This window comes from Vogesella sp. AC12, from assembly GCF_024437575.1.
GTDB lineage: Bacteria > Pseudomonadota > Gammaproteobacteria > Burkholderiales > Chromobacteriaceae > Vogesella > Vogesella indigofera.
The window spans coordinates 58,015-76,517 of record NZ_JANFNU010000009.1 but is presented as its reverse complement, the minus strand read 5'-3'; the positions used below and the strand labels follow the sequence as shown (position 1 = coordinate 76,517).

General features: G+C 64.7%; 18 protein-coding genes and 1 riboswitch. Of the genes, 8 read left to right on the top strand and 10 right to left on the bottom strand.

What is annotated here, in order from left to right:
• Nucleotides 1-188: 188 nt before the first annotated feature.
• The 3 genes from NOM55_RS13405 (at nt 189) to NOM55_RS13395 (ending at nt 3,529) form a co-directional block, all read left to right on the top strand.
• On the top strand, nt 189-980 hold the full coding sequence (locus NOM55_RS13405; RefSeq protein ID WP_255908996.1) for a DinB family protein: 792 nt from the start codon (nt 189-191) through the stop codon (nt 978-980).
• A 500-nt stretch (nt 981-1,480) separates the two neighbouring features.
• Nucleotides 1,481-1,885 (top strand): helix-turn-helix domain-containing protein, encoded by a 405-nt coding sequence (locus tag NOM55_RS13400; protein ID WP_255908994.1) that lies wholly within the window; start codon nt 1,481-1,483, stop codon nt 1,883-1,885.
• A gap of 321 nt (nt 1,886-2,206) precedes the next feature.
• Nucleotides 2,207-3,529 (top strand): MFS transporter, encoded by a 1,323-nt coding sequence (locus NOM55_RS13395; protein WP_255908992.1) that lies wholly within the window; start codon nt 2,207-2,209, stop codon nt 3,527-3,529.
• A gap of 77 nt (nt 3,530-3,606) precedes the next feature.
• On the opposite strand, the gene NOM55_RS13390 is transcribed toward NOM55_RS13395, so the two are convergent.
• Complete coding sequence (locus tag NOM55_RS13390) at nt 3,607-3,948, bottom strand: FKBP-type peptidyl-prolyl cis-trans isomerase (RefSeq protein WP_120812915.1); 342 nt, start codon at nt 3,946-3,948, stop codon at nt 3,607-3,609.
• A 62-nt stretch (nt 3,949-4,010) separates the two neighbouring features.
• Nucleotides 4,011-5,219, bottom strand: a complete 1,209-nt coding sequence (gene purT, locus NOM55_RS13385; RefSeq protein ID WP_370687877.1) for a formate-dependent phosphoribosylglycinamide formyltransferase — start codon at nt 5,217-5,219, stop codon at nt 4,011-4,013.
• Between the two features lie 212 nt (nt 5,220-5,431).
• Here purT and NOM55_RS13380 point away from each other — a divergent pair, with 212 nt between their 5' ends.
• Nucleotides 5,432-6,100: a flagellar basal body L-ring protein FlgH gene (locus tag NOM55_RS13380; RefSeq protein ID WP_170152184.1), complete on the top strand. Its 669-nt coding sequence runs from the start codon at nt 5,432-5,434 to the stop codon at nt 6,098-6,100.
• A gap of 177 nt (nt 6,101-6,277) precedes the next feature.
• Here the strand turns inward: NOM55_RS13380 and NOM55_RS13375 are convergent, their stop codons facing one another.
• Nucleotides 6,278-6,817, bottom strand: a complete 540-nt coding sequence (locus tag NOM55_RS13375; protein WP_053068205.1) for a hypothetical protein — start codon at nt 6,815-6,817, stop codon at nt 6,278-6,280.
• Nucleotides 6,818-7,038: 221 nt separating this feature from the next.
• Between NOM55_RS13375 and NOM55_RS13370 the strand changes: the two genes are divergently transcribed.
• On the top strand, nt 7,039-7,761 hold the full coding sequence (locus NOM55_RS13370) for a response regulator (protein WP_255908988.1): 723 nt from the start codon (nt 7,039-7,041) through the stop codon (nt 7,759-7,761).
• A gap of 159 nt (nt 7,762-7,920) precedes the next feature.
• On the opposite strand, the gene NOM55_RS13365 is transcribed toward NOM55_RS13370, so the two are convergent.
• From NOM55_RS13365 to NOM55_RS13355, 3 genes are all read right to left on the bottom strand, one after another.
• A complete protein-coding gene (locus tag NOM55_RS13365) occupies nt 7,921-8,634 on the bottom strand; it encodes a uracil-DNA glycosylase (RefSeq protein ID WP_255908986.1) in 714 nt (237 codons plus the stop codon).
• Between the two features lie 209 nt (nt 8,635-8,843).
• Nucleotides 8,844-9,170, bottom strand: a complete 327-nt coding sequence (locus NOM55_RS13360; RefSeq protein ID WP_047968229.1) for a rhodanese-like domain-containing protein — start codon at nt 9,168-9,170, stop codon at nt 8,844-8,846.
• A complete protein-coding gene (locus NOM55_RS13355) occupies nt 9,170-9,829 on the bottom strand; it encodes a protein-L-isoaspartate O-methyltransferase (RefSeq protein WP_255908984.1) in 660 nt (219 codons plus the stop codon). The genes NOM55_RS13360 and NOM55_RS13355 overlap by 1 nt, the downstream gene beginning before the upstream one ends.
• A 128-nt stretch (nt 9,830-9,957) precedes the next feature.
• A riboswitch (TPP riboswitch) is annotated at nt 9,958-10,092 on the top strand.
• 147 nt (nt 10,093-10,239) lie between these two features.
• Here NOM55_RS13355 and thiC point away from each other — a divergent pair.
• Both thiC and NOM55_RS13345 read left to right on the top strand, forming a co-directional pair.
• Complete coding sequence (gene thiC, locus NOM55_RS13350; protein ID WP_255909072.1) at nt 10,240-12,120, top strand: phosphomethylpyrimidine synthase ThiC; 1,881 nt, start codon at nt 10,240-10,242, stop codon at nt 12,118-12,120.
• A gap of 175 nt (nt 12,121-12,295) precedes the next feature.
• The gene (locus NOM55_RS13345) at nt 12,296-13,315 is read left to right on the top strand and encodes a tetratricopeptide repeat protein (protein WP_170152183.1); all 1,020 of its coding nucleotides are present in this window, start codon (nt 12,296-12,298) and stop codon (nt 13,313-13,315) included.
• 90 nt (nt 13,316-13,405) lie between these two features.
• On the opposite strand, the gene NOM55_RS13340 is transcribed toward NOM55_RS13345, so the two are convergent.
• Nucleotides 13,406-13,780, bottom strand: a complete 375-nt coding sequence (locus tag NOM55_RS13340; protein WP_120812757.1) for a hypothetical protein — start codon at nt 13,778-13,780, stop codon at nt 13,406-13,408.
• A 488-nt stretch (nt 13,781-14,268) separates the two neighbouring features.
• Between NOM55_RS13340 and NOM55_RS13335 the strand changes: the two genes are divergently transcribed.
• Nucleotides 14,269-16,176, top strand: coding sequence for a tetratricopeptide repeat protein (locus NOM55_RS13335; protein ID WP_255908981.1), 1,908 nt, complete (start codon nt 14,269-14,271; stop codon nt 16,174-16,176).
• 76 nt (nt 16,177-16,252) lie between these two features.
• Here NOM55_RS13335 and NOM55_RS13330 read toward each other — a convergent pair whose 3' ends face one another.
• The 3 genes from NOM55_RS13330 to pyrB form a co-directional block, all read right to left on the bottom strand.
• Nucleotides 16,253-16,900, bottom strand: coding sequence for a hypothetical protein (locus tag NOM55_RS13330; RefSeq protein ID WP_211329273.1), 648 nt, complete (start codon nt 16,898-16,900; stop codon nt 16,253-16,255).
• A gap of 140 nt (nt 16,901-17,040) precedes the next feature.
• Nucleotides 17,041-17,508, bottom strand: a complete 468-nt coding sequence (pyrI, locus tag NOM55_RS13325; RefSeq protein ID WP_047968234.1) for an aspartate carbamoyltransferase regulatory subunit — start codon at nt 17,506-17,508, stop codon at nt 17,041-17,043.
• Nucleotides 17,509-17,519: 11 nt separating this feature from the next.
• Entirely contained in the window at nt 17,520-18,440 is a 921-nt protein-coding gene (gene pyrB / locus NOM55_RS13320) for an aspartate carbamoyltransferase (protein WP_047968249.1), read from the bottom strand.
• Nucleotides 18,441-18,503 lie beyond the last annotated feature (63 nt).

Below are 18,503 nucleotides of genomic sequence, written 5' to 3'. Positions count from 1 at the left end.
CAGTGGCTCGCACCGCGTCCGCCACCAGGGTTGGCCGCAGGCCTGACGACATCGCCAGCCGCGCGCAGTCCAGCCGGGTTCGCAATGGTGCCGCGCGGCCCGGCCGGGTCAGTGCGCGGCGGAAACGGCTTGCCGTGGTAGCCGCCAGCCAGTAACGTAGCAATTTGCTACGTTACTAGGCAACCGCCATGCACAACCGCTTTGACCAGTTTCGCCGCAGCACCCTCGGCCAGCAGCTGGAACAGCTGATCGACACCCCGCAGCGCTACCTCGAATACGCGGCGCTGTCGCGCGCCGGCATCCCGGCGGTGACGGCCATCGTCCACGAACTACAGCACAAGTTCGCCGAAGTCGCCGCCGACCAGGGCGCGCGCCAGTTCTGCGGCGCCATGGTCGGCGACGTGATGCGTCGCCACGGCCACCAGCTGCTGCGCCCGCGCGGGCGGGTGCCGGGCGGTTACTTCAGCTACGGCGCGGTGTGGTCGCCACTGCCGCAGCCGCGCAGCTTCGCCGAGCTGCTGGCCAGCCTCGCCATGATGCCGCAGCGGGTGCTGCAGCGGCTGGCGACACTGCCGCCGGCGCGCCAGCGCGCCCGCCCGGCCGGCATCGGCTTCTCCGCGCTGGAGCACCTCTGCCACCTGCGCGACCTCGACGACGATGCCTTCCGCCCGCGCGTGCGCGCCATCCTCGAACAGCCGCAGCCGCTGCTGCACGGCGTCAACGGCAGCGAGTGGGCCATCGCCCGCGATTACCAGGCACAGGATTACGCGCAGGCGGCCAGCGGCATACTGCGCGCGCGCGGCGAGCTGCTGGCACTGCTGCAGGGCTGCGACGCCGACGCCCAGGCCCGCATCGGTGTCTGGGAAGGCCGGCAGCGGCTGACGCTGGCGGAGCTGGTCGCCGACATGGTGGCGCACGACGATACCCACCTGCAGGAAATCGACGAGCTGCTGCTGGCACTGGACGGCGGCGCGGTCTGAACCGCCGCTGGCATGCCGGCCAAGCCTGACGCGCCGGCAGCAGCCACCGTTTGAGGGTGAGCGCCCGTTGTCACCCGCTGGCAGCAGGCCATGACCGCCTGCCACCGCGCACCTGTCATCGATCGCACCAGCAGGGTGCTGGCCCCCGTCATCACCGGCAGCAACGTTGCGCCACTGCCAGCCGCTACCACTGTATGAATAGGGTACAGCACGACTTTCATACAATCATACACGCCATACTTTTTGGTGGACTTGCGCCCGGATTGCCTGTATTGCCATTGTGTGATTGTGTTTTTGCAGGCAATCACACAACAAACACAAGCCATTGATAGGAAACCGATTAACCGGCATCGTGTCGCTGCGGCTGTATGATTTATCTGCCAAATGTGGCAAACACCATACACACACCTGGGCGTGACACCGTTTGGTGTATGTTTTATTGTATTAATCGGCGCATCCTGTGTATGATCAACGCTTATTCCCGTCTGCTGGAGAGCGCGATGCCCGTACTGCCCGACTTTGAAAGTGCCGAATTTGCCCCGGCGCTGAAAGCCATTCGCAAGCAATTGCAGCTGTCGCGCACCGCGCTGGCGGCCCAGGTCGGACTGTCCACCGCCGCCATCCAGCGCTACGAGGCGCAGGACGGCAGCAACATCAAGCCCAGCCGCGAAGCCTACGAACGGCTGAGCAAGGTGCTGGCGACACTGCTCGCCGACAGCGCCAGCGCCGCGGTCAGCCCGCCACCCCCGGTGACGCCGCCCGTGGCCGTGGCCGTGGCAGCCGCCACCGCGGCGGAGCCGGCTGCGCCGCTGGCCGCCGGCATCCTGCTGGCCGACGCCACGCTGGAACAGCTGATCGCCCGCGCCAAGGCGATGGGGGCGAAGAAGGTGACCGTCGAGTTCTGAATGAAATGACAGGCACGACAGTGTGATTCGTGACACAGGTCGGTCACGAATCACACATCGCTCATACACAACACCGCCGTGCACCCGCCGGCGGTTTTTTTTGCGGCCAACGTTGGCCGCACCGCTTCCCGCGGATCCTTTCCGTGCTCTGGTCGTCTCGCTCGTTCCACTTGCCATCGTTCATGACGTCATAAAATGACAATTGCCAATCGTGAAACAGGCGTTTAGTCTGCCAAACTCGGTTGCCGCATTGCGACATTGCCGCCGCAGGCAGGCCGACCGTTAGCACCCACCACCAATAAGACCAAAGAGATTACCGTGATGAACCCACACCATAGCGTGGCCCATGCGGCACGCCCCCTCAACCGCCAGGATTACAAGACGCTGTCGCTCGCCGCCCTCGGCGGCGCGCTGGAGTTTTACGATTTCGTGATCTTCGTTTTTTTTGCCGTGGTGATCGGCAACCTGTTCTTCCCGCCGGAAATGCCGGACTGGCTGCGCCAGTTCCAGACTTTCGGCATCTTTGCCGCCGGTTATCTGGCACGACCGCTGGGCGGCATCATCATGGCGCATTTTGGCGACCTGCTTGGCCGCAAGCGCATGTTCACGCTCAGCATCGTGCTGATGGCCTTGCCCACCTTGCTGATGGGCCTGCTGCCGACCTATGCCAGCCTCGGCATTGCCGCGCCGCTGTTGCTGCTGGCGCTGCGCATTCTGCAGGGCGCCGCCATCGGCGGTGAGGTGCCGGGGGCGTGGGTATTCGTCTCCGAACACGTGCCACAGCGCCACATCGGCTATGCCTGCGGCACGCTGACCGCCGGCCTGACTGCCGGCATCCTGCTCGGTTCGCTGATCGCCACCACCATCAATACCAGCTACAGCGCGACGGAGATTGCCGACTGGGCATGGCGTATTCCGTTCATTCTCGGTGGCGGTTTCGGCCTGATGGCGATGTACCTGCGCCGCTGGCTGGAAGAGACGCCGGTGTTTGCCGAAATGCAGGCCAACAAGGCGCTGGCCGATGAAATGCCGCTGAAAACCGTGCTGCGCGATCACAAGCCGGCGGTGGTGGTGTCGATGCTGCTGACCTGGTTGCTGTCCGCCGCCATCGTGGTGGTGATCCTGATGACGCCAACCTACCTGCAGAAGCAGTTCGCCATCGACGCCGCCACCTCGCTGAAGGCCAACAGCCTCGCCATCGTGGCGCTGACCTTCGGCTGCGTGCTGGCCGGCGCCATCATCGACCGCATCGGCAGCGGCATCACCTTTATCGTCGGCAGCCTGCTGCTGGGACTGGCCAGCTACCACTTCTATCACCAACTCGATAGCAGCATCAGCAGCAGCGCGCTGTACGGCTGGTACGCACTGACCGGCCTCACAGTCGGCATCGTCGGCGCCGTGCCCTACGTGATGGTGCATGCCTTCCCGCCGGTGGTGCGCTTCAGCGGGCTGTCGTTCTCCTACAACCTGTCCTATGCCATCTTCGGCGGCCTGACCCCCATGGTGGTGACGCTGTGGATGAAGGCCGATCCGCTGGCACCGTCGCACTATGTCAGCAGCCTGTGCGCGCTCGGGGTACTGGTCGGCATCTACCTGCTGCTGGTCGAGCGTCGCCAGCCAGCACTGGCCACCAGCGCCGGCTGACGCCAGAGCAGGGCAGCACAGCAAAACGCCCGTTACCGGCTGCCGGTAACGGGCGTTTTTTCATGCCGCCAACGCGTTCAGTCGTCGCGGGTCAGTACTTCCAATAGCTCGATCTCGAAGATCAGGTTGGAGTGCGGCGTGATGTGGGCGCCGATCTGGCGCTCGCCGTAGGCGAGGTGGGCCGGCACCCACAGCTTGCGCTTGCCGCCGACGCGCATGCCCATCAGGCCCAGATCCCAGCCCTTGATCACGCGGCCACTACCAATCACGCACTGGAACGGCTTGCCGCGCTGGTAGGAGGAATCGAAGCAGGTGCCGTCCTCCAGCCAGCCGCGGTACTGGGTGGTAATCAGCGCGCCCTTGACCACCGCCTTGCCGTCGCCGGGCAGCAGGTCTTCAATCTGCAATTCGTCATTCATGCTGTCTGTCACTCCTTGTTTGATACGATGCCGCCGCGTGCGGCCAAGGTTGGCCGCAACGCCTAGTTGCCGCTGACCGGCTTGACTTTGCCCGCCGCCTGCCGTGCGCGCTCACGCGCGGTGGCGACATCTTCCGCCCGCGCCACCGCCACGCCCATGCGGCGGCGTTCGAAGCTTTCCGGCTTGCCGAACAGGCGCAGGTCGGCGCCCGGCACCGCCAGTGCTTCGGCGACGCCGTCGAAGGCGATGCCGGCTTCGTCCAGCCCGCCGTAGATCACCGCCGACGCCGCGGCATTGCGCAGCGTGACGTCGACCGGCAGGCCGAGGATGGCGCGCGCGTGCAGCTCGAATTCGCTGTAGATCTGGCTGGCCAGCGTCACCAGCCCGGTATCGTGCGGGCGCGGGCTGACCTCGGAGAACCACACCTGGTCGCCCTTGACGAACAGCTCGACGCCAAACAGGCCGCGCCCGCCGAGCGCGGCGGTGACCTTGGCCGCCATCTCCTGCGCGCGCTGCAGCGCCAGCGGCGACATCGGCTGCGGCTGCCAGCTTTCGATGTAGTCGCCGCGCTGCTGCAGGTGGCCGACCGGGGCGCAGAAGTGGGTGGCGATGCCGCCGGCACCGTCACTGGCGCGCACGGTGAGCAAAGTGATTTCGTAGTCGAAGTCGATGAAGCCCTCGACGATCACCAGCCCCTTGTCGACGCGGCCGGCGCTGACCGCGTACTGCCAGGCGGCGGCGACGTCGTCCGGCCCGCGCAGCAGCGACTGGCCCTTGCCGCTGGACGACATCACCGGTTTCACCAGGCAGGGGTAGCCGATGCCGGCGTCGATGGCGGCCTGCAGCTCGGCTTCGCTCGCGGCAAAGGCGTACGGCGAGGTCGGCAGCGCCAGCTCCTCGGCGGCCAGGCGGCGGATGCCTTCGCGGTTCATGGTCAGGTTGGCCGCACGCGCGGTGGGGATCACCTCGGCGAGGCCGTCGGCCTCGATGCGCAGCAATTCCTCGGTGGCGATAGCCTCGATCTCCGGCACGATCAGGTGTGGCCGCTCCGCCTCCACCAGCGCGCGCAGCGCGGCGGGGTCGGCCATGTTGATGACGTGGCTGCGGTGCGCCACCTGCATCGCCGGCGCGTCGGGGTAGCGGTCGACGGCGATGGTTTCCACGCCGAGGCGCTGCAGCGCGATGACCACTTCCTTACCCAGTTCGCCGCTGCCCAGCAGCATGACGCGTCGGGCCGACGCGGAAAGAGGGGTTCCGATACGCATGGGGATACTCGCGGGTGGCTGTTGATGGCGCATTTTAGCATGCGCGCCGGTCGCCACCGGACACGGCACTGGCCGGCCGCCACCAACGGCTTTAGCATGCAAATGTCGTCATTGTTGGCGATATGTAGCCAAAGCACGGTATTTTGAAACGAAAGCGCCGTAATGCGACAACAGCGGCATGCTTGAATGGTGGAGTCAAATTTGCCCGGATCCGAGCCATGCACCGTGTCGTCTCCCTGCTGTTGCCGCTGCTGCTGGCGGCCTGTACCACGCCGTCGGTGGTGCAGCTGCCGACCAGCAGCTACCCGCAGTTGCGGCCGCTGCTGACGCAGGACAGCGGCGGCGGCATCTTCAATCCGGTCACCGCGCGGCTGTTCTTCGAGACCCAGATCGCCAAGCACGTCGGCGACAGCATCGTGGTCACCATCGAGGAGGACGTCAGCAGCAGCAGCAGCCGGCAGCTGAACGACAAGGCCAGCGGCGCCACCAGCATCAACGGCCCCGGTGCGCTGCACACCATGCCGGGGCTGATCAAGCAGCTGTTCGAGGTCGATGTCGATTCCGACTACAGCATCAACGACAACGGCCAGAGCAGCGTCAAGAACAGCAACAAGGTCAACGGCAACATCATGGTGTCGGTGCTGGACGTGCTGCCCAACGGCTATCTGGTGGTCGGCGGCGACAAGGCGGTGCTGGTCAACGGCAAGCAGAGCGTGCTGCGCTTCTCCGGCATCGTCAACGGCAACCATATCCAGCCCGGCAACAGCATCTCGTCGAAGTACGTGATCAACGCGCGGCTGGACCAGGTCAACCAGAACATGCCGCTGGACGCCGGCGTGCTGGCGTGGGTGCAGTTGCTGTTCGGCGCCGCGGTCAGCCTGTACTGAGCGCGTGTTCACGATCGCGCGCGCTCACGCAAGACAGAGCGAACACGGCGGAGGAAGCGGTGTTGCGCCAGACAGGAACACGCATTCCGGCGCCGTTTTCAACGCCGTACCGCCCCATTTGCAGCCATTCGCTACAAATCATGCACAGGTTCTGCGCACAAGCTTGGCCGCAGGCAGCTAGCGCACGTCGCGCGGGCCGCCGCTGAACAGCAGCTGGTCGAGCAGGAAGATCAGCTTGGCCTCGGTGCTGGCCCACTTGTCAAAACCAAGGCGGCGCGGCTCGTACACCACCTTGGCCAGCACGTTGCCGTCCTTGCGCAGCGCCAGCGTGGCGTAGCTCATGTAGGCAAAATCCTGTTCCCAGGCACGGCTGGCGGCGTAGCTGAGCACCACGCAGCCGGCGGGCAGGGTGCCCGGCGCGTACACCTGGCTGGCCACACCGCGGCGGCGCAGGCCGTCCTCCACCACGCGCAGGAAATCCGGCACCGTCACCCGTTCGTTCCACTCGATGCACAGCTGCGGGTACGGCGCCAGCCGCCGCTCGCTGGCCTGGCGTTCCTTTTCCGCCATCGCCTGCATCTCGGTGGCGGTGGAAAAGCCGAAGGTGAACACCTCGCGCACCGGGTTGGGCAGCGCCTGGATGGTGATGCAGCCGCCGAGGCTGGCGCTGGCCAGCAGCAGGCCGAGGCGGACGGTTCGCGAGCAGGAGTGGGGCATGGGGACGGCCGCGCAGGGCGGTAACGGGGAGAGCCAGCCGGCAGTCTACGCGTGGCGATGTAGCGGACAGTTTGCCGCTTTGTATCCATTCCCGTACACAACGCACACACCGGCGTTGCAGCCGCTGTTTAAGCTGGCGCGATCGTGTTCCGGCGCAGGCCCTGATTCCCATGATTTCCAGCAGTCCCGCTCTCACCGTTGCCCCAAGCGCCGCACCAGCCATGCTGCACGTGCTGGTGGTGGACGACGACGAAGACATCCGCAGCCTGATCTGCCAGTACCTGCACGGCTACGCGATGAGCTGCGTCGGCGTCGGCAACGGCCGCGCCATGCGCGAGGCGATGGCCACCCGCCAGTTCGACGTCATCGTGCTCGACCTGATGCTGCCCGGCGAAAGCGGGCTGACGCTGTGCAAGGAGATCCGCAGCCAGTCCAGCGTGCCGATCCTGATGATCAGCGCCCACGGCGAGCCGATCGAACGCATCATCAGCCTGGAGGTGGGCGCCGACGACTTCGTCAGCAAGCCGTTCGACATCCGCGAGCTGGTGGCGCGCATCCACTCGGTGCTGCGCCGCACCCAGGCCGGGCGCCAGCCGGCCGCCGGCCACGGCAGCGACAAGCCGCCGCGCCAGATCCAGTTCGGCGACTGGCGCCTCAATGTCGGCCTGCGCCAGCTGCAGGACAAGCAGGGCGTGGTGATCCCGCTGTCCAACGCCGAATTCCGCCTGCTGTCGGTGCTGTTGCAGCGGCCGCGCACCATCCTCGACCGCGAGCTGCTGCTGGACCTGACCCGCGGCTGTACCGTCGACGCCTTCGACCGCAGCATCGACATCCTGATCTCGCGCCTGCGCCACAAGCTGCAGGACGACCCGCGCAACCCGCGCCTGATCCGCACCGTGCGCGGCGAGGGCTACATCCTGGATGCGGCGACCAGCTGCCTGTAGCGGGCGGCGCCAAGCCGCGCGCGGCGACACGACAACGGCGGCGAGACCGCGGTCCGCACGCCGGGCGCCGGTGCCGCTAACGCCGTATCAGCCGCTGGCCATCCCGGCCGGCCTTGAAGCGGCGCGTCGTTGCGGCCAACGTTGGCCGCAGCGTGTGCGCTAGAACAGCCCGCCCTGCGCCGCCACGCCACCCCAGGCGATCTCGCCGCGGCCGCGCTCGGCCAGCCACTGGTTGGCCTGCGAGAAATGGCGGCAGCCGAGAAAGCCGCGACTGGCCGATAGCGGCGACGGGTGCGCCGCCTTCAGCACGCAGTGGCGGGCGGCATCGATACGCTCGGCCTTGGTATGCGCCCAGTTGCCCCACAGCAGGAACACGCAGCCGGGGTTGGCCGCGTTCACCGCGTCGATCAGCGCGTCGGTCACCGGCTGCCAGCCGAGCTTGCCGTGGCTGCCGGCGCGGTCGGCCTCCACCGTCAGCGAGGCATTCAGCAGCAGCACGCCCTGCGCCGCCCAGTGCGTCAGGTTGCCGCTGGCCGGCGGCGGCAGGCCGAGGTCGCTGAGCTGTTCCTTGTAGATGTTGCGCAGGCTGGGCGGGATCTTCACCCCGTCCGGCACCGAAAAGCTCAGCCCCATCGCCTCGCCGGCGCCGTGGTACGGATCCTGGCCGATGATCACCACGCGGATGTCGGCCGGCGCCACGTGGCGCAGCGCGTTGAACACCAGCTCGCGCGGCGGGTAGATCACCGCACCGGCGGCGGCGCGGTCGGCCAGTTGCGCGTCGATCACCGCCAGTTGCGCACTGATGGCCGGCGTTGCCAGCACCTGTTGCCAGGCGGCGGGCAGGGCGGCGAGGGCGGGGGCGAGATAAGTCATGTTGTTAACCATCGAAATCACGAAAAATTCAGGGTCCGGCAGCGGGGGAGTCACCCCCCGTTGCTGCCACCGAACCCGCAGCAGCAAAGCGGCCGCCAAAACCGCACCAGACACGCAAAGACCAGCGCGCGCTGGTATGCCGTGCCGGCGGTGGTGCCAATAAAAAAGCCGCTCCACAGGGAACGGCTTTGCTTGCGGCCAACGTCGGCTCAGTAGCGCGCCATCGCCGGCTCGACCTCGTCCGCCCACGCCGCCACGCCGCCGCGCAGGCTCAGCACCTGCTCGAAACCGGCGTTTTCCAGGAACAGGCCGACCTGGTAGCTGCGCACGCCGTGGTGGCAGATGGTCACCACCGGGGTGTCATCCGGCAGCTCGTTGTGGCGCAGCGGGATCAGGTTCATCGGAATCTGGCGCGAACCGTCGATGCGGCACAGCGCGTACTCCCAGTCCTCGCGCACGTCGAGCAGCACCGGCTGCGGACGGGACGCATCGGCCAGCCAGTCGGCCAGCTCGCGGGCGTTGATTTCGCGGATCATCAGAAGCTGAAGCGCGACGGTTCGATCGCGTCCAGCTGCTGCAGGCGCGCGATGTTGGTATCGAAGCTGACGCTTTCCTGATACGCGGTTTCGGACACGCGGGTGATGATCTTGGCGACCATTACCGGCGCGTCGCCGACGATCACCGCCATGCGGCCGCCGACGGCCAGCTGCGCCTTCAGCGCTTCCGGCACTACCGGTACCGAACCGCCGACGCAGATCACGTCGAACGGCGCCTGTGCCGCCAGACCGTCAATGCCGTTGCCCTGGCTCAGCGTCACGTTCTTGATGCCGGCGGTTTTGAGGTTGGCCGCGGCGTGCTGCAGCTGCTGCGCGTCGATGTCGACGCTGTACACGTGCTGGCCGACGGCGGCCAACAGCGCGGTCAGGTAGCCGCTGCCGGTGCCGATTTCCAGCACCTTGTCGCTGGCTTTCACCTGCAGGTCCTGCACCAGACGGGCTTCGACCTTCGGCTCCAGCATGGTGCTGCCGTTGTCCAGCGGCAGCTGGGTGTCGACAAAGGCCAGCGCACGCTTGTCGGTACCGACAAAATCTTCGCGTTTCACGTGGAACAGCAGATCGAGAATGGAGGTGTCGAGCACGTCCCACGGACGGATCTGTTGCTCAACCATATTGAAGCGGGCTTGTTCGAAATTCATCGGAAACTCCGGCTTGGATTCTAGACAATATCAAGGACGACTCTGAAAAACAGGCTGCCTCAACCCGCATTTCACAACCGCCCGAGCAATTCGTAACTTGCGATTATCCCACATTTACCTTACCTTCACAGCATCGCTAGGGGTCCTGCTCCTGTTGTGTACCATTCGCACCAAAACGCGTATGGCATAAACAGGGCGGGTGAGAGTTACCCTTAGAACCTGACCCGGATAATACCGGCGTAGGGAAGCGTAATCTGCCAGACTCCGCCCGCCGCGCTGCGTTCCCGCCCGGCTTGCGGCCAACCTTGCAGCCGGACACCCGGGCCGCTCCTTGCGCCGTTTCATCGCCTTGGAGAACCTGCCCGATGAACGCGCCTGCCACACCCGATAGCCACAAGCCCAACCAACAGATGGTGGTCGATGCCGCCGCCATCGCGCCGCTGCCCAATTCGCGCAAGATTTATGTCGAGGGCAGCCGCCCCGACATCCGCGTGCCGATGCGCGAGATCAGCCAGGCCGACACCCCGACCCAGTTCGGCGGCGAGCGCAACCCGCCGATCTACGTCTACGACTGCAGCGGCCCGTACACCGACCCAGCCGTCAGCATCAACATCCAGAACGGCCTCGCCCCGCTGCGCGCGGCGTGGATCGCCGAGCGCGACGACACCGAACTGCTGGCCGGCCTGTCCAGCGACTACGGCCGCGCCCGCGAAGCCGACCCGAAACTGGCCGACCTGCGCTTCAACCTGCAGCGCAAGCCGCGTCGCGCCAAGCCTGGCCGCAACGTCAGCCAGATGCACTACGCGCGGCAGGGCATCATCACCCCGGAGATGGAATACGTCGCCATCCGCGAAAACCTCAACCGCCAGGCCTATGTCGAGAGCCTGAAAACGGCCGGCGGCAAGAACGACCGCCTGCTGGAGCTGATGACGCGCCAGCACCCCGGCCACAGCTTCGGCGCCAACCTGCCGGACACCATCACCGCCGAATTCGTGCGCCAGGAAATCGCCGCCGGTCGCGCCATCATCCCCAACAACATCAACCACCCGGAATCCGAGCCGATGATCATCGGCCGCAACTTCCTGGTCAAAATCAACGGCAATATCGGCAACAGCGCGGTAACGTCGTCGATTAGTGAAGAAGTGGACAAGATGACCTGGGGCATCCGCTGGGGCGCCGACACCATCATGGACCTGTCCACCGGCAAGAACATCCATGAAACCCGCGAGTGGATCCTGCGCAATTCGCCGGTACCGATCGGCACGGTGCCGATCTACCAGGCACTGGAAAAGGTCAACGGCAAGGCCGAAGACCTGACCTGGGAAATCTTCAAGGACACGCTGATCGAGCAGGCGGAGCAGGGCGTGGACTACTTCACCATCCACGCCGGCGTGCGCCTGCAGTACGTGCCACTGACTGCCGGCCGCATGACCGGCATCGTGTCGCGCGGTGGCTCGATCATGGCCAAGTGGTGTCTGGCGCACCATAAAGAGAACTTCCTGTACACCCACTTCGAAGACATCTGCGACATCATGAAGGCCTACGACGTGGCCTTCTCGCTGGGCGACGGCCTGCGCCCGGGTTCCGCCTGGGACGCCAACGACGCGGCGCAGCTGGGGGAGCTGAAGACGCTGGGCGAGCTGACGCAGATCGCGTGGCAGCACGACGTGCAGGTGATGATCGAAGGCCCCGGCCACGTACCGATGCAGCTGATCAAGGAGAACATGGACAAGGAGCTGGAGTGGTGCCACGAAGCGCCGTTCTACACCCTGGGGCCGCTCACCACCGACATCGCACCGGGCTACGACCACATTACCTCCGCCATCGGCGCGGCGCAGATCGGCTGGTACGGCACCGCCATGCTGTGCTACGTGACGCAGAAGGAGCACCTGGGCCTGCCGAACAAGAACGACGTGAAGGAAGGCATCATCACCTACAAGCTGGCCGCCCACGCCGCCGACCTCGCCAAGGGCCACCCCGGCGCGCAGATCCGTGACAACGCGCTGTCCAAGGCGCGCTTCGAGTTCCGCTGGGAAGACCAGTTCAACCTCGGCCTCGACCCGGACAAGGCACGCGAATTCCACGACGAAACGCTGCCGAAAGACAGCGCCAAGGTGGCACACTTCTGCTCGATGTGCGGCCCGCACTTCTGTTCGATGAAGATCACCCAGGATGTACGCGAATTCGCCGCCAAACAGGGCATCAGCGAGCAGGATGCGCTGCACAAGGGGATGGAGGTGAAGTCGATCGAGTTCGTGAAGGGCGGCGGCAAGCTGTACGACAAGGTGTAAGCCGGTTTTGCTTCACGTGAAACGATAAAGGTTGGCCGCAGCGATGCGGCCAACCTTTTTTGTTGTCGCACATAGAAACAACCACATGACCGGGCATGAACATCACAATTTTATTTGCATAAAATGATGTGCTGTAATGCAATGCTTACCTCGCCATCACGTCAGAAATCTCCCGATGAAACGCATAACCCTGCTCCTCATCACCGCACTCCAACTCCCGGCCATTGCCGGGGCAAGCGCCATCGACGCCATGATCATCAATGGGGAGTACTCGCAAGCGTACCAAACAGCGCATCAGGCACTGGCGACAGCAAGCGACAACACTGCTCGGCAACAGGCAAAACGGGATCTGGCCCGAGTATTGATCCAGCAGGACAAACTACAGCGGGCCGAATCCCTGCTGCATGAATTGCTGCACGGTGATGATGTCGTCGTACCCGACACGCTGCTCTATGCGGACATCCAGGATGCACAGGTCTCGGTACTAAGGAGAACACTCCGCAGCAAGGAAGCATTGCCCTACGCGGAACAGGCCTTGGCTTTGCGTCGCAAACTGCTTGGCGAGGAACACTTGCTGGTCGCCGAATCGCTGAACAATTTGGCACTGTTGTTGGTCGACATGAAAAAAACCGACACCGCAAAAGTTCTTTATCAACAAGCACTGACAATGCGGCAGAAAATAGCCGGCTCGGAGAGTTACGAAGCCGCCGAAACCTTGCATAACCTCGGCACCTTGTACGCGAGAGCAAAACAATATGACGATGCCGAGCAGCAGTTGCTGTCCGCCTTGCACATCAAGCAAAAAATACTCCGGCCAAACCACCCGCGCATACTCAATACGCTGTCACGACTGGGATCGGTGTACACGGACAAAAAGCATTATCCGGAAGCGATCACGACACTAAACGCGGTGATGGATGGCATGCAAGAAAACGGCATGGCAGAAAGTGTCATTGCCGGTATCACGCAACGCGAGCTTGCCGATGTTTACCATTACCAACGGCAAATCGAAGCAGCAGAACGCTACTACAAGGCATCCCTGGGTACTCTGGGAAAAGTGCTTGGCACGCAGCACTATGCCTATGGTGTGGCCTTAAACGGTCTTGGCTGGCTCTACTATAAAAATGGCCGAGCCGAAGATGGCAAAAAGATGATTGCAGAATCCGAAAGCATCATGGATAAGGCACCACGCTAAACCCGGCCACCATCTTGCGGCCAAGCTTGGTGCCAGACAGCAAAACGGCAGCCGTCAGTGGCTGCTCTTGCTTGTGGCGATGGCGCAGAATCAGGCTTTGCGCCGGTAGCTGACGCCGGGGAACACGCGGATGATGTCGTCGCCGCTCAGCGCCTGGCTGTCGGCTTCCAGCAGCTGCCAGTAGTGATCGCCGTCGAACAGGTCGCGATACACCGGGATACCGTCCTGGTAGAACATCAGGTGGTGGCCGATGAAATCGTCGAGCGAGCGCGGCGAGCTGTCGTCCTGCATCACGAACATCACCGCGGTGCTGGGGGAGAGCTCGCGGATCTGCTCGCGGTCGGCCTGCCACAGCCCGACAAAGATCAGCAGCACGGAGAACATCAGCAGCGTCCAGGCAGTGGCCAGGGTGGACAGCACCGCCAGGATCGTCGCCCCGGTGAAATAGAACCGACTGTCAAACATGATGCCCCCCCTGTGCTGTCACACAGTCATCCGGCAGCGGCGCAACAGGCGCCGAGATTTCATCATAGGTGAGGCTGGCACGCTTTTCCGCAGCAAATCGGCGGTGCCGTTTATGTCAAAGAAATCAAAGTTGGCCGCAGTGTCGTCATTGCCTGATCATGGACAAGGTTGCGCCCGGGCGGCATCCTTATCATCGCGCAGCCGTGGCCGCGCGCCCGCCGGCACCACTATTGCTGCGCCGGCGCACCGCTGGCGAGTGACTCATGCCACGATCAAGCGCAAAGTCATGACAAAACCGTGCCGGACACCACGGCTGCAACACTTTGCTATCAAATACCCGCGTCTTGGCAGGGACAATCCTTTAACAGCTTATGATTAGCCGTTAAACTAGCCGTTAATCATGCAGAATAAAATGTTACCCCGCGCGGATCAGGTTTCATTACCCGCACACGATCGGCACGGCCTCTCTACAAAATGAAGAAACGCACATGAACAGACATTTTGCTACTTCCGTCCTTCTGACCAGCATGCTGCTGGCTGCGCCCGCGATGGCAGGTCTGAAAGAAGGCCGTCTTGCCTATGGCAAAGGGGATTTTGCCACCGCCTTGCAAGAGCTGACCCCGGTCGGCGAGCAGGGCAATCCGCGCGTTCAGCTGCTGCTGGCCGAGATGTACCGCAAGGGTCAGGGCGTGGTGCCGGATCTGGCCGAAGCCGCCCGCTGGTACGACAAGGCCGCGGCGCAGGGGAATGTCGACGCCCAGTACAAGCTGGGTGGCCTGTATGAGAACGGCCTCGGCGTGCGCCAGGACTACACCACCGCCGTCAGCTGGTACCAGAAAGCCGCGGCACAGGGCAGTACCGCCGCACAGACCAGCCTCGGCCTGATGTACCAGTACGGCCGCGGCGTGCCGCAGGATCTGGCGCAGGCATCCAGCCTGTTCCAGCAGGCGGCACGGCAGGGCAACGCGCTGGCGCGGACCCAGCTGGCACAGATCTCGCAGAATGGCGTCGGCGTGACGCAAAACAGCAATCAGGCGGCGGTGCTGTACCGCCGCGCCGCCGAGCAGGGCAGCGCCGAGGCGCAGTACCACTACGCCAACCTGCTGCTCGCCGGCAAGGGTGTGCCGCGCAACCTGATCGATGCCGCGCAATGGCAGCACAAGGCCGCACAGCAGGGCTACGCCCCGGCGCAGCACGCACTGGGCCTGATGTACCAGAACGGCCAGGGCATGCCGCAGGATCTGGCGGCCGCCGCGATCTGGTTCGGCCGTGCCGCCGAGCAGGGCATCGCCGATGCCCAGTACGCACTGGCGGTGCTGCACCAGAACGGTCGCGGCACCCCGCGCAACCTGGCGCTGGCGGCCAACTGGTATCGCAAGGCCGCCGAGCAGGGCCACACCAACGCGCAGACGGCGCTGGCCAGCCTGTACCAGAGCGGTCGCGGCGTGCCGAAAGACCCGGCGCAGGCGCTGCAGTGGTACCAGAAGGGTGCCGAGCTGCAAGCCGCCAGCTGGTATCGCAAGGCCGCCGAGCAGGGCGATGCCGAGGCGCAGTACGGCCTGGGCGAACTGTACGAGAAGGGCAACGGCGTGAACCCGGATCTGGCGGAAGCCGCCAGCTGGTATCAGAAAGCCGCGGCGCAGGATCACCTGCAGGCACAGAACGCGCTCGGCCAGCTGTATGAGCAGGGCGTGGAAGTCACGCAGAGCCTCAGCGGCGCCACCCAGTGGTATCAGAAGGCCGCCGAGCAGGGCGACATGAACGCGCAGGCCAACCTCGGCCAGCTGTACGCACAGGGCAAGGGCGTGCCGCAGGACGCCAGCCAGGCCGCGCTGTGGTTGCGCAAGGCAGCCGAGCAGGGCCATGCCGGCGCCCAGGCCAGCCTCGGCAACCTGTTCCGTCAGGGCCAGGGCGTGGAGCAGGACTATTTCGACGCCGCACAGTGGTACACCAAGGCCGCCAAGCAGGGCAACGCCGAAGCGCAATTCCAGCTCGGCAGCCTGTACGAAAACGGCCAGGGCGTGTCGCGCGACCTGAAACTGGCACTGAGCTGGTATCGCAAGGCCGCCGCCAAGTACCAGGTCGACGCGCTGAACAGCCTCGGCCATGCCTACACCGCCTACAGCTACCAGGGCATCCCGCACAACGAGGTGCTGGCCTACGCGCTGCACAACCTGGCACGGGCGCAGGGCAATGCCCAGGCCGCCAGCAAGCTGAACCAGCTGCAGCACGAGATGAAGCCGGAGCAGATCGCCAGCGCGCAGGAGCTGTCGCGGCGCATGAACGTCGCCGGCCGCCTGTTGCCGGAACTGGATCGCCAGCTGAAGAGCAGCACCCGCCGCAAGGCGGCCGGCAAGACCTTCTACGCCAAGAAATCGTTGAAGCGCAAACGCTGAACCGCGCGCCGACAGCACAACGCCACGACCCCGGTCGTGGCGTTTTTCATTGCGGCCAACCTTGCGCCGGCGCCGCTTACTGCCGCTGCAGATTGCCGATGAAAGTGCGCACCTCGGCCGGCGGCTGCAACGGCGTGCCCTCGCTGGCGTAGACCTTGAGCAGGCCGTTCTCGATCAGACCCGCCTCCAGCTTGCGCTGCGACACGTCGATCAGCAGGTAGGCGGCACCATCCTGCGCCGCGTGGCGCTTGTTGCCGGTGACGAACAGCAGCCGGTCCTGCTGCAACGGCCCCTGGGTATCCATGAACAACTTGAACTTGGCCAGGTCCTTGCCCAGCAAGGCCTTCAGCGGTGCCGCCAGTGGCGGCTTGTCGAACAGGCCGCTGTCGCGCGGATACTGGCCGACCTGCTTTTCCAGCACCGTCCAGTCGCCCTTGCCCTGCCACGCGCTCACCACCTCGCGCACCACGCCAGCCTGCTGTTTCAGTTCTTCCACCTGCTGCTGCACCTTGGGCTGCAGCTCCCCGGCCAGCGTGCCGGCCTTGTCCAGCGCCGTGGCCGCCTGCTGCTTGATCTCGGCCAGCGGCGCACTGGCCTGCTGCAGTTTGTTACCGGCCACGCCGATGGCGGCGGACGCGTCTTGTTGCAGCTTGCCGACCTGTTCGTCACTACAGGCCAGCAACAGGGGCAGGCCGATCGCGGCCAACAGCAGGGGACGCCACATGATGTTCTCCACAGGGCAAATAAGCTCTTGGAAAGCCCGCCGCGGCGGCGAGTTCCCGCCACGGGCGCTCAAGGTTGGCCGCAGGCATGAAAAAGGCGGCCGCGGCTGCCCGCGACCGCCCGCTGCCGATATCGGCCGACTTAGCGCACGTCGACCACGATGTCCTTGCTGAACACCTTCTCACAGTACTTGCACTTCATCTTGGTGTCGTGCTCGGTGACGCGCACGCTGAAGTGGCTCTGCACCGGCTCCACGTGCGACACGCAGTTGGAGTTGGGGCAGGCGAAGATGCCTTCCACCGTGTCCGGGATCGCCAGCTTCTGCTTGCGTACCACGGCAAAATCCTCGATCACGCTGACGGTGCCGCGCGGCGCGAACAGTGCCAGCTCGTTGGCCTGTTCCTCGCTCAGCACCACGTTCTCGATCTTGATCAGGTCCTTGCTGCCCATGTGGCCGCTGGGCAGGTTGAGGCCGACGGTAACGCGCTCGCGGTATTCCGCCAGCTGGAACAGGCGCAGGATGCGCAGGCCCTGGCCAGCCGGAATGTGGTCGATCACGGTGCCGGATTTCAGTGCCTCGACATTGCGGGCATACACTTTTTCAGTCATGGTTTTTCCTTTCACACCGTTTCGTTGAGCACCAGCGACAGCAGCGCCTGGCGGGCGTAGACACCGTTCTTCGCCTGCTCGAAGTAGTAGGCGTGCGGGGTGGCGTCGACGTCGGTGGTGATCTCGTCCACCCGTGGCAGCGGGTGCAGGATCTTCATGTTCGGGCGGGCGCTGCGCAGCATGTCGGCGCGCAGCACGAACTGGCCCTGGATCTTCTTGTACTCGGCCTCATCGAAGCGCTCGCGCTGCACGCGGGTCATGTACAGGATGTCGATGTGCGGGATCACTTCCTCGATGGTGGCGGCGATGCTGTAGCTGATGCCGCGCTCGTCCAGCTCCTCGCACAGGTAGTCCGGCATCGCCAGCGCCTCGGGGCCGACGAAGTAGAACTTGGCGCCGAACAGCGACAGCGCCTGCGCCAGCGAGTGCACGGTGCGGCCGTATTTCAGGTCGCCGACAAAGGCCACCGTCAGGTTGTCGAGGCGGCCCTGGGTTTCCTGCAGCGTGAACAGATCGAGCAGGGTCTGCGACGGGTGCTGGTTGGCACCGTCGCCGCCGTTGATGATCGGCACGCTGGAGAACTCGCTGGCCACGCGCGCGGCGCCTTCCTTCGGATGGCGCATGATGATGGCGTCGGTGTAGGAGCTGATGATGCGCACGGTGTCGGCCAGCGTCTCGCCCTTCTTCGCCGAGGTGTTGGCACCGTCGGCAAAGCCGATCACGTTGCCGCCCAGGCGCTGCACCGCGGTCTCGAACGACAGCCGGGTACGGGTCGACGGTTCGAAGAAGCAGGTCGCCAGCAGGCGGTCCTTGAGCAGGTCACCACGCGGCGCGGCCTTCAGTTGTGCCGCCGTCTGCACGACCAGTTCCAGTTCCTCGCGCGTGAAATCCGGTATCGAAATGATGTGCTTGCGATAAAGCGGGTTGGGCATGGCGGTCACCTTTGGCAATAACAGAATCAATGGCTGAAAAAAAAGCCCCTGATGCCGGATCAG

Coding starts and splice junctions, on each gene's coding strand:
- NOM55_RS13405 (WP_255908996.1), top strand. CDS start 189: ATGCACAACCGCTTTGACCAGTTTCGCCGCAGCACCCTCGGCCAGCAG.
- NOM55_RS13400 (WP_255908994.1), top strand. CDS start 1,481: ATGCCCGTACTGCCCGACTTTGAAAGTGCCGAATTTGCCCCGGCGCTG.
- NOM55_RS13395 (WP_255908992.1), top strand. CDS start 2,207: ATGAACCCACACCATAGCGTGGCCCATGCGGCACGCCCCCTCAACCGC.
- NOM55_RS13390 (WP_120812915.1), bottom strand. CDS start 3,948: ATGAATGACGAATTGCAGATTGAAGACCTGCTGCCCGGCGACGGCAAG.
- NOM55_RS13380 (WP_170152184.1), top strand. CDS start 5,432: ATGCACCGTGTCGTCTCCCTGCTGTTGCCGCTGCTGCTGGCGGCCTGT.
- NOM55_RS13375 (WP_053068205.1), bottom strand. CDS start 6,817: ATGCCCCACTCCTGCTCGCGAACCGTCCGCCTCGGCCTGCTGCTGGCC.
- NOM55_RS13370 (WP_255908988.1), top strand. CDS start 7,039: ATGCTGCACGTGCTGGTGGTGGACGACGACGAAGACATCCGCAGCCTG.
- NOM55_RS13365 (WP_255908986.1), bottom strand. CDS start 8,634: ATGACTTATCTCGCCCCCGCCCTCGCCGCCCTGCCCGCCGCCTGGCAA.
- NOM55_RS13360 (WP_047968229.1), bottom strand. CDS start 9,170: ATGATCCGCGAAATCAACGCCCGCGAGCTGGCCGACTGGCTGGCCGAT.
- NOM55_RS13355 (WP_255908984.1), bottom strand. CDS start 9,829: ATGAATTTCGAACAAGCCCGCTTCAATATGGTTGAGCAACAGATCCGT.
- thiC (WP_255909072.1), top strand. CDS start 10,240: ATGGTGGTCGATGCCGCCGCCATCGCGCCGCTGCCCAATTCGCGCAAG.
- NOM55_RS13345 (WP_170152183.1), top strand. CDS start 12,296: ATGAAACGCATAACCCTGCTCCTCATCACCGCACTCCAACTCCCGGCC.
- NOM55_RS13340 (WP_120812757.1), bottom strand. CDS start 13,780: ATGTTTGACAGTCGGTTCTATTTCACCGGGGCGACGATCCTGGCGGTG.
- NOM55_RS13335 (WP_255908981.1), top strand. CDS start 14,269: ATGAACAGACATTTTGCTACTTCCGTCCTTCTGACCAGCATGCTGCTG.
- NOM55_RS13330 (WP_211329273.1), bottom strand. CDS start 16,900: ATGTGGCGTCCCCTGCTGTTGGCCGCGATCGGCCTGCCCCTGTTGCTG.
- pyrI (WP_047968234.1), bottom strand. CDS start 17,508: ATGACTGAAAAAGTGTATGCCCGCAATGTCGAGGCACTGAAATCCGGC.
- pyrB (WP_047968249.1), bottom strand. CDS start 18,440: ATGCCCAACCCGCTTTATCGCAAGCACATCATTTCGATACCGGATTTC.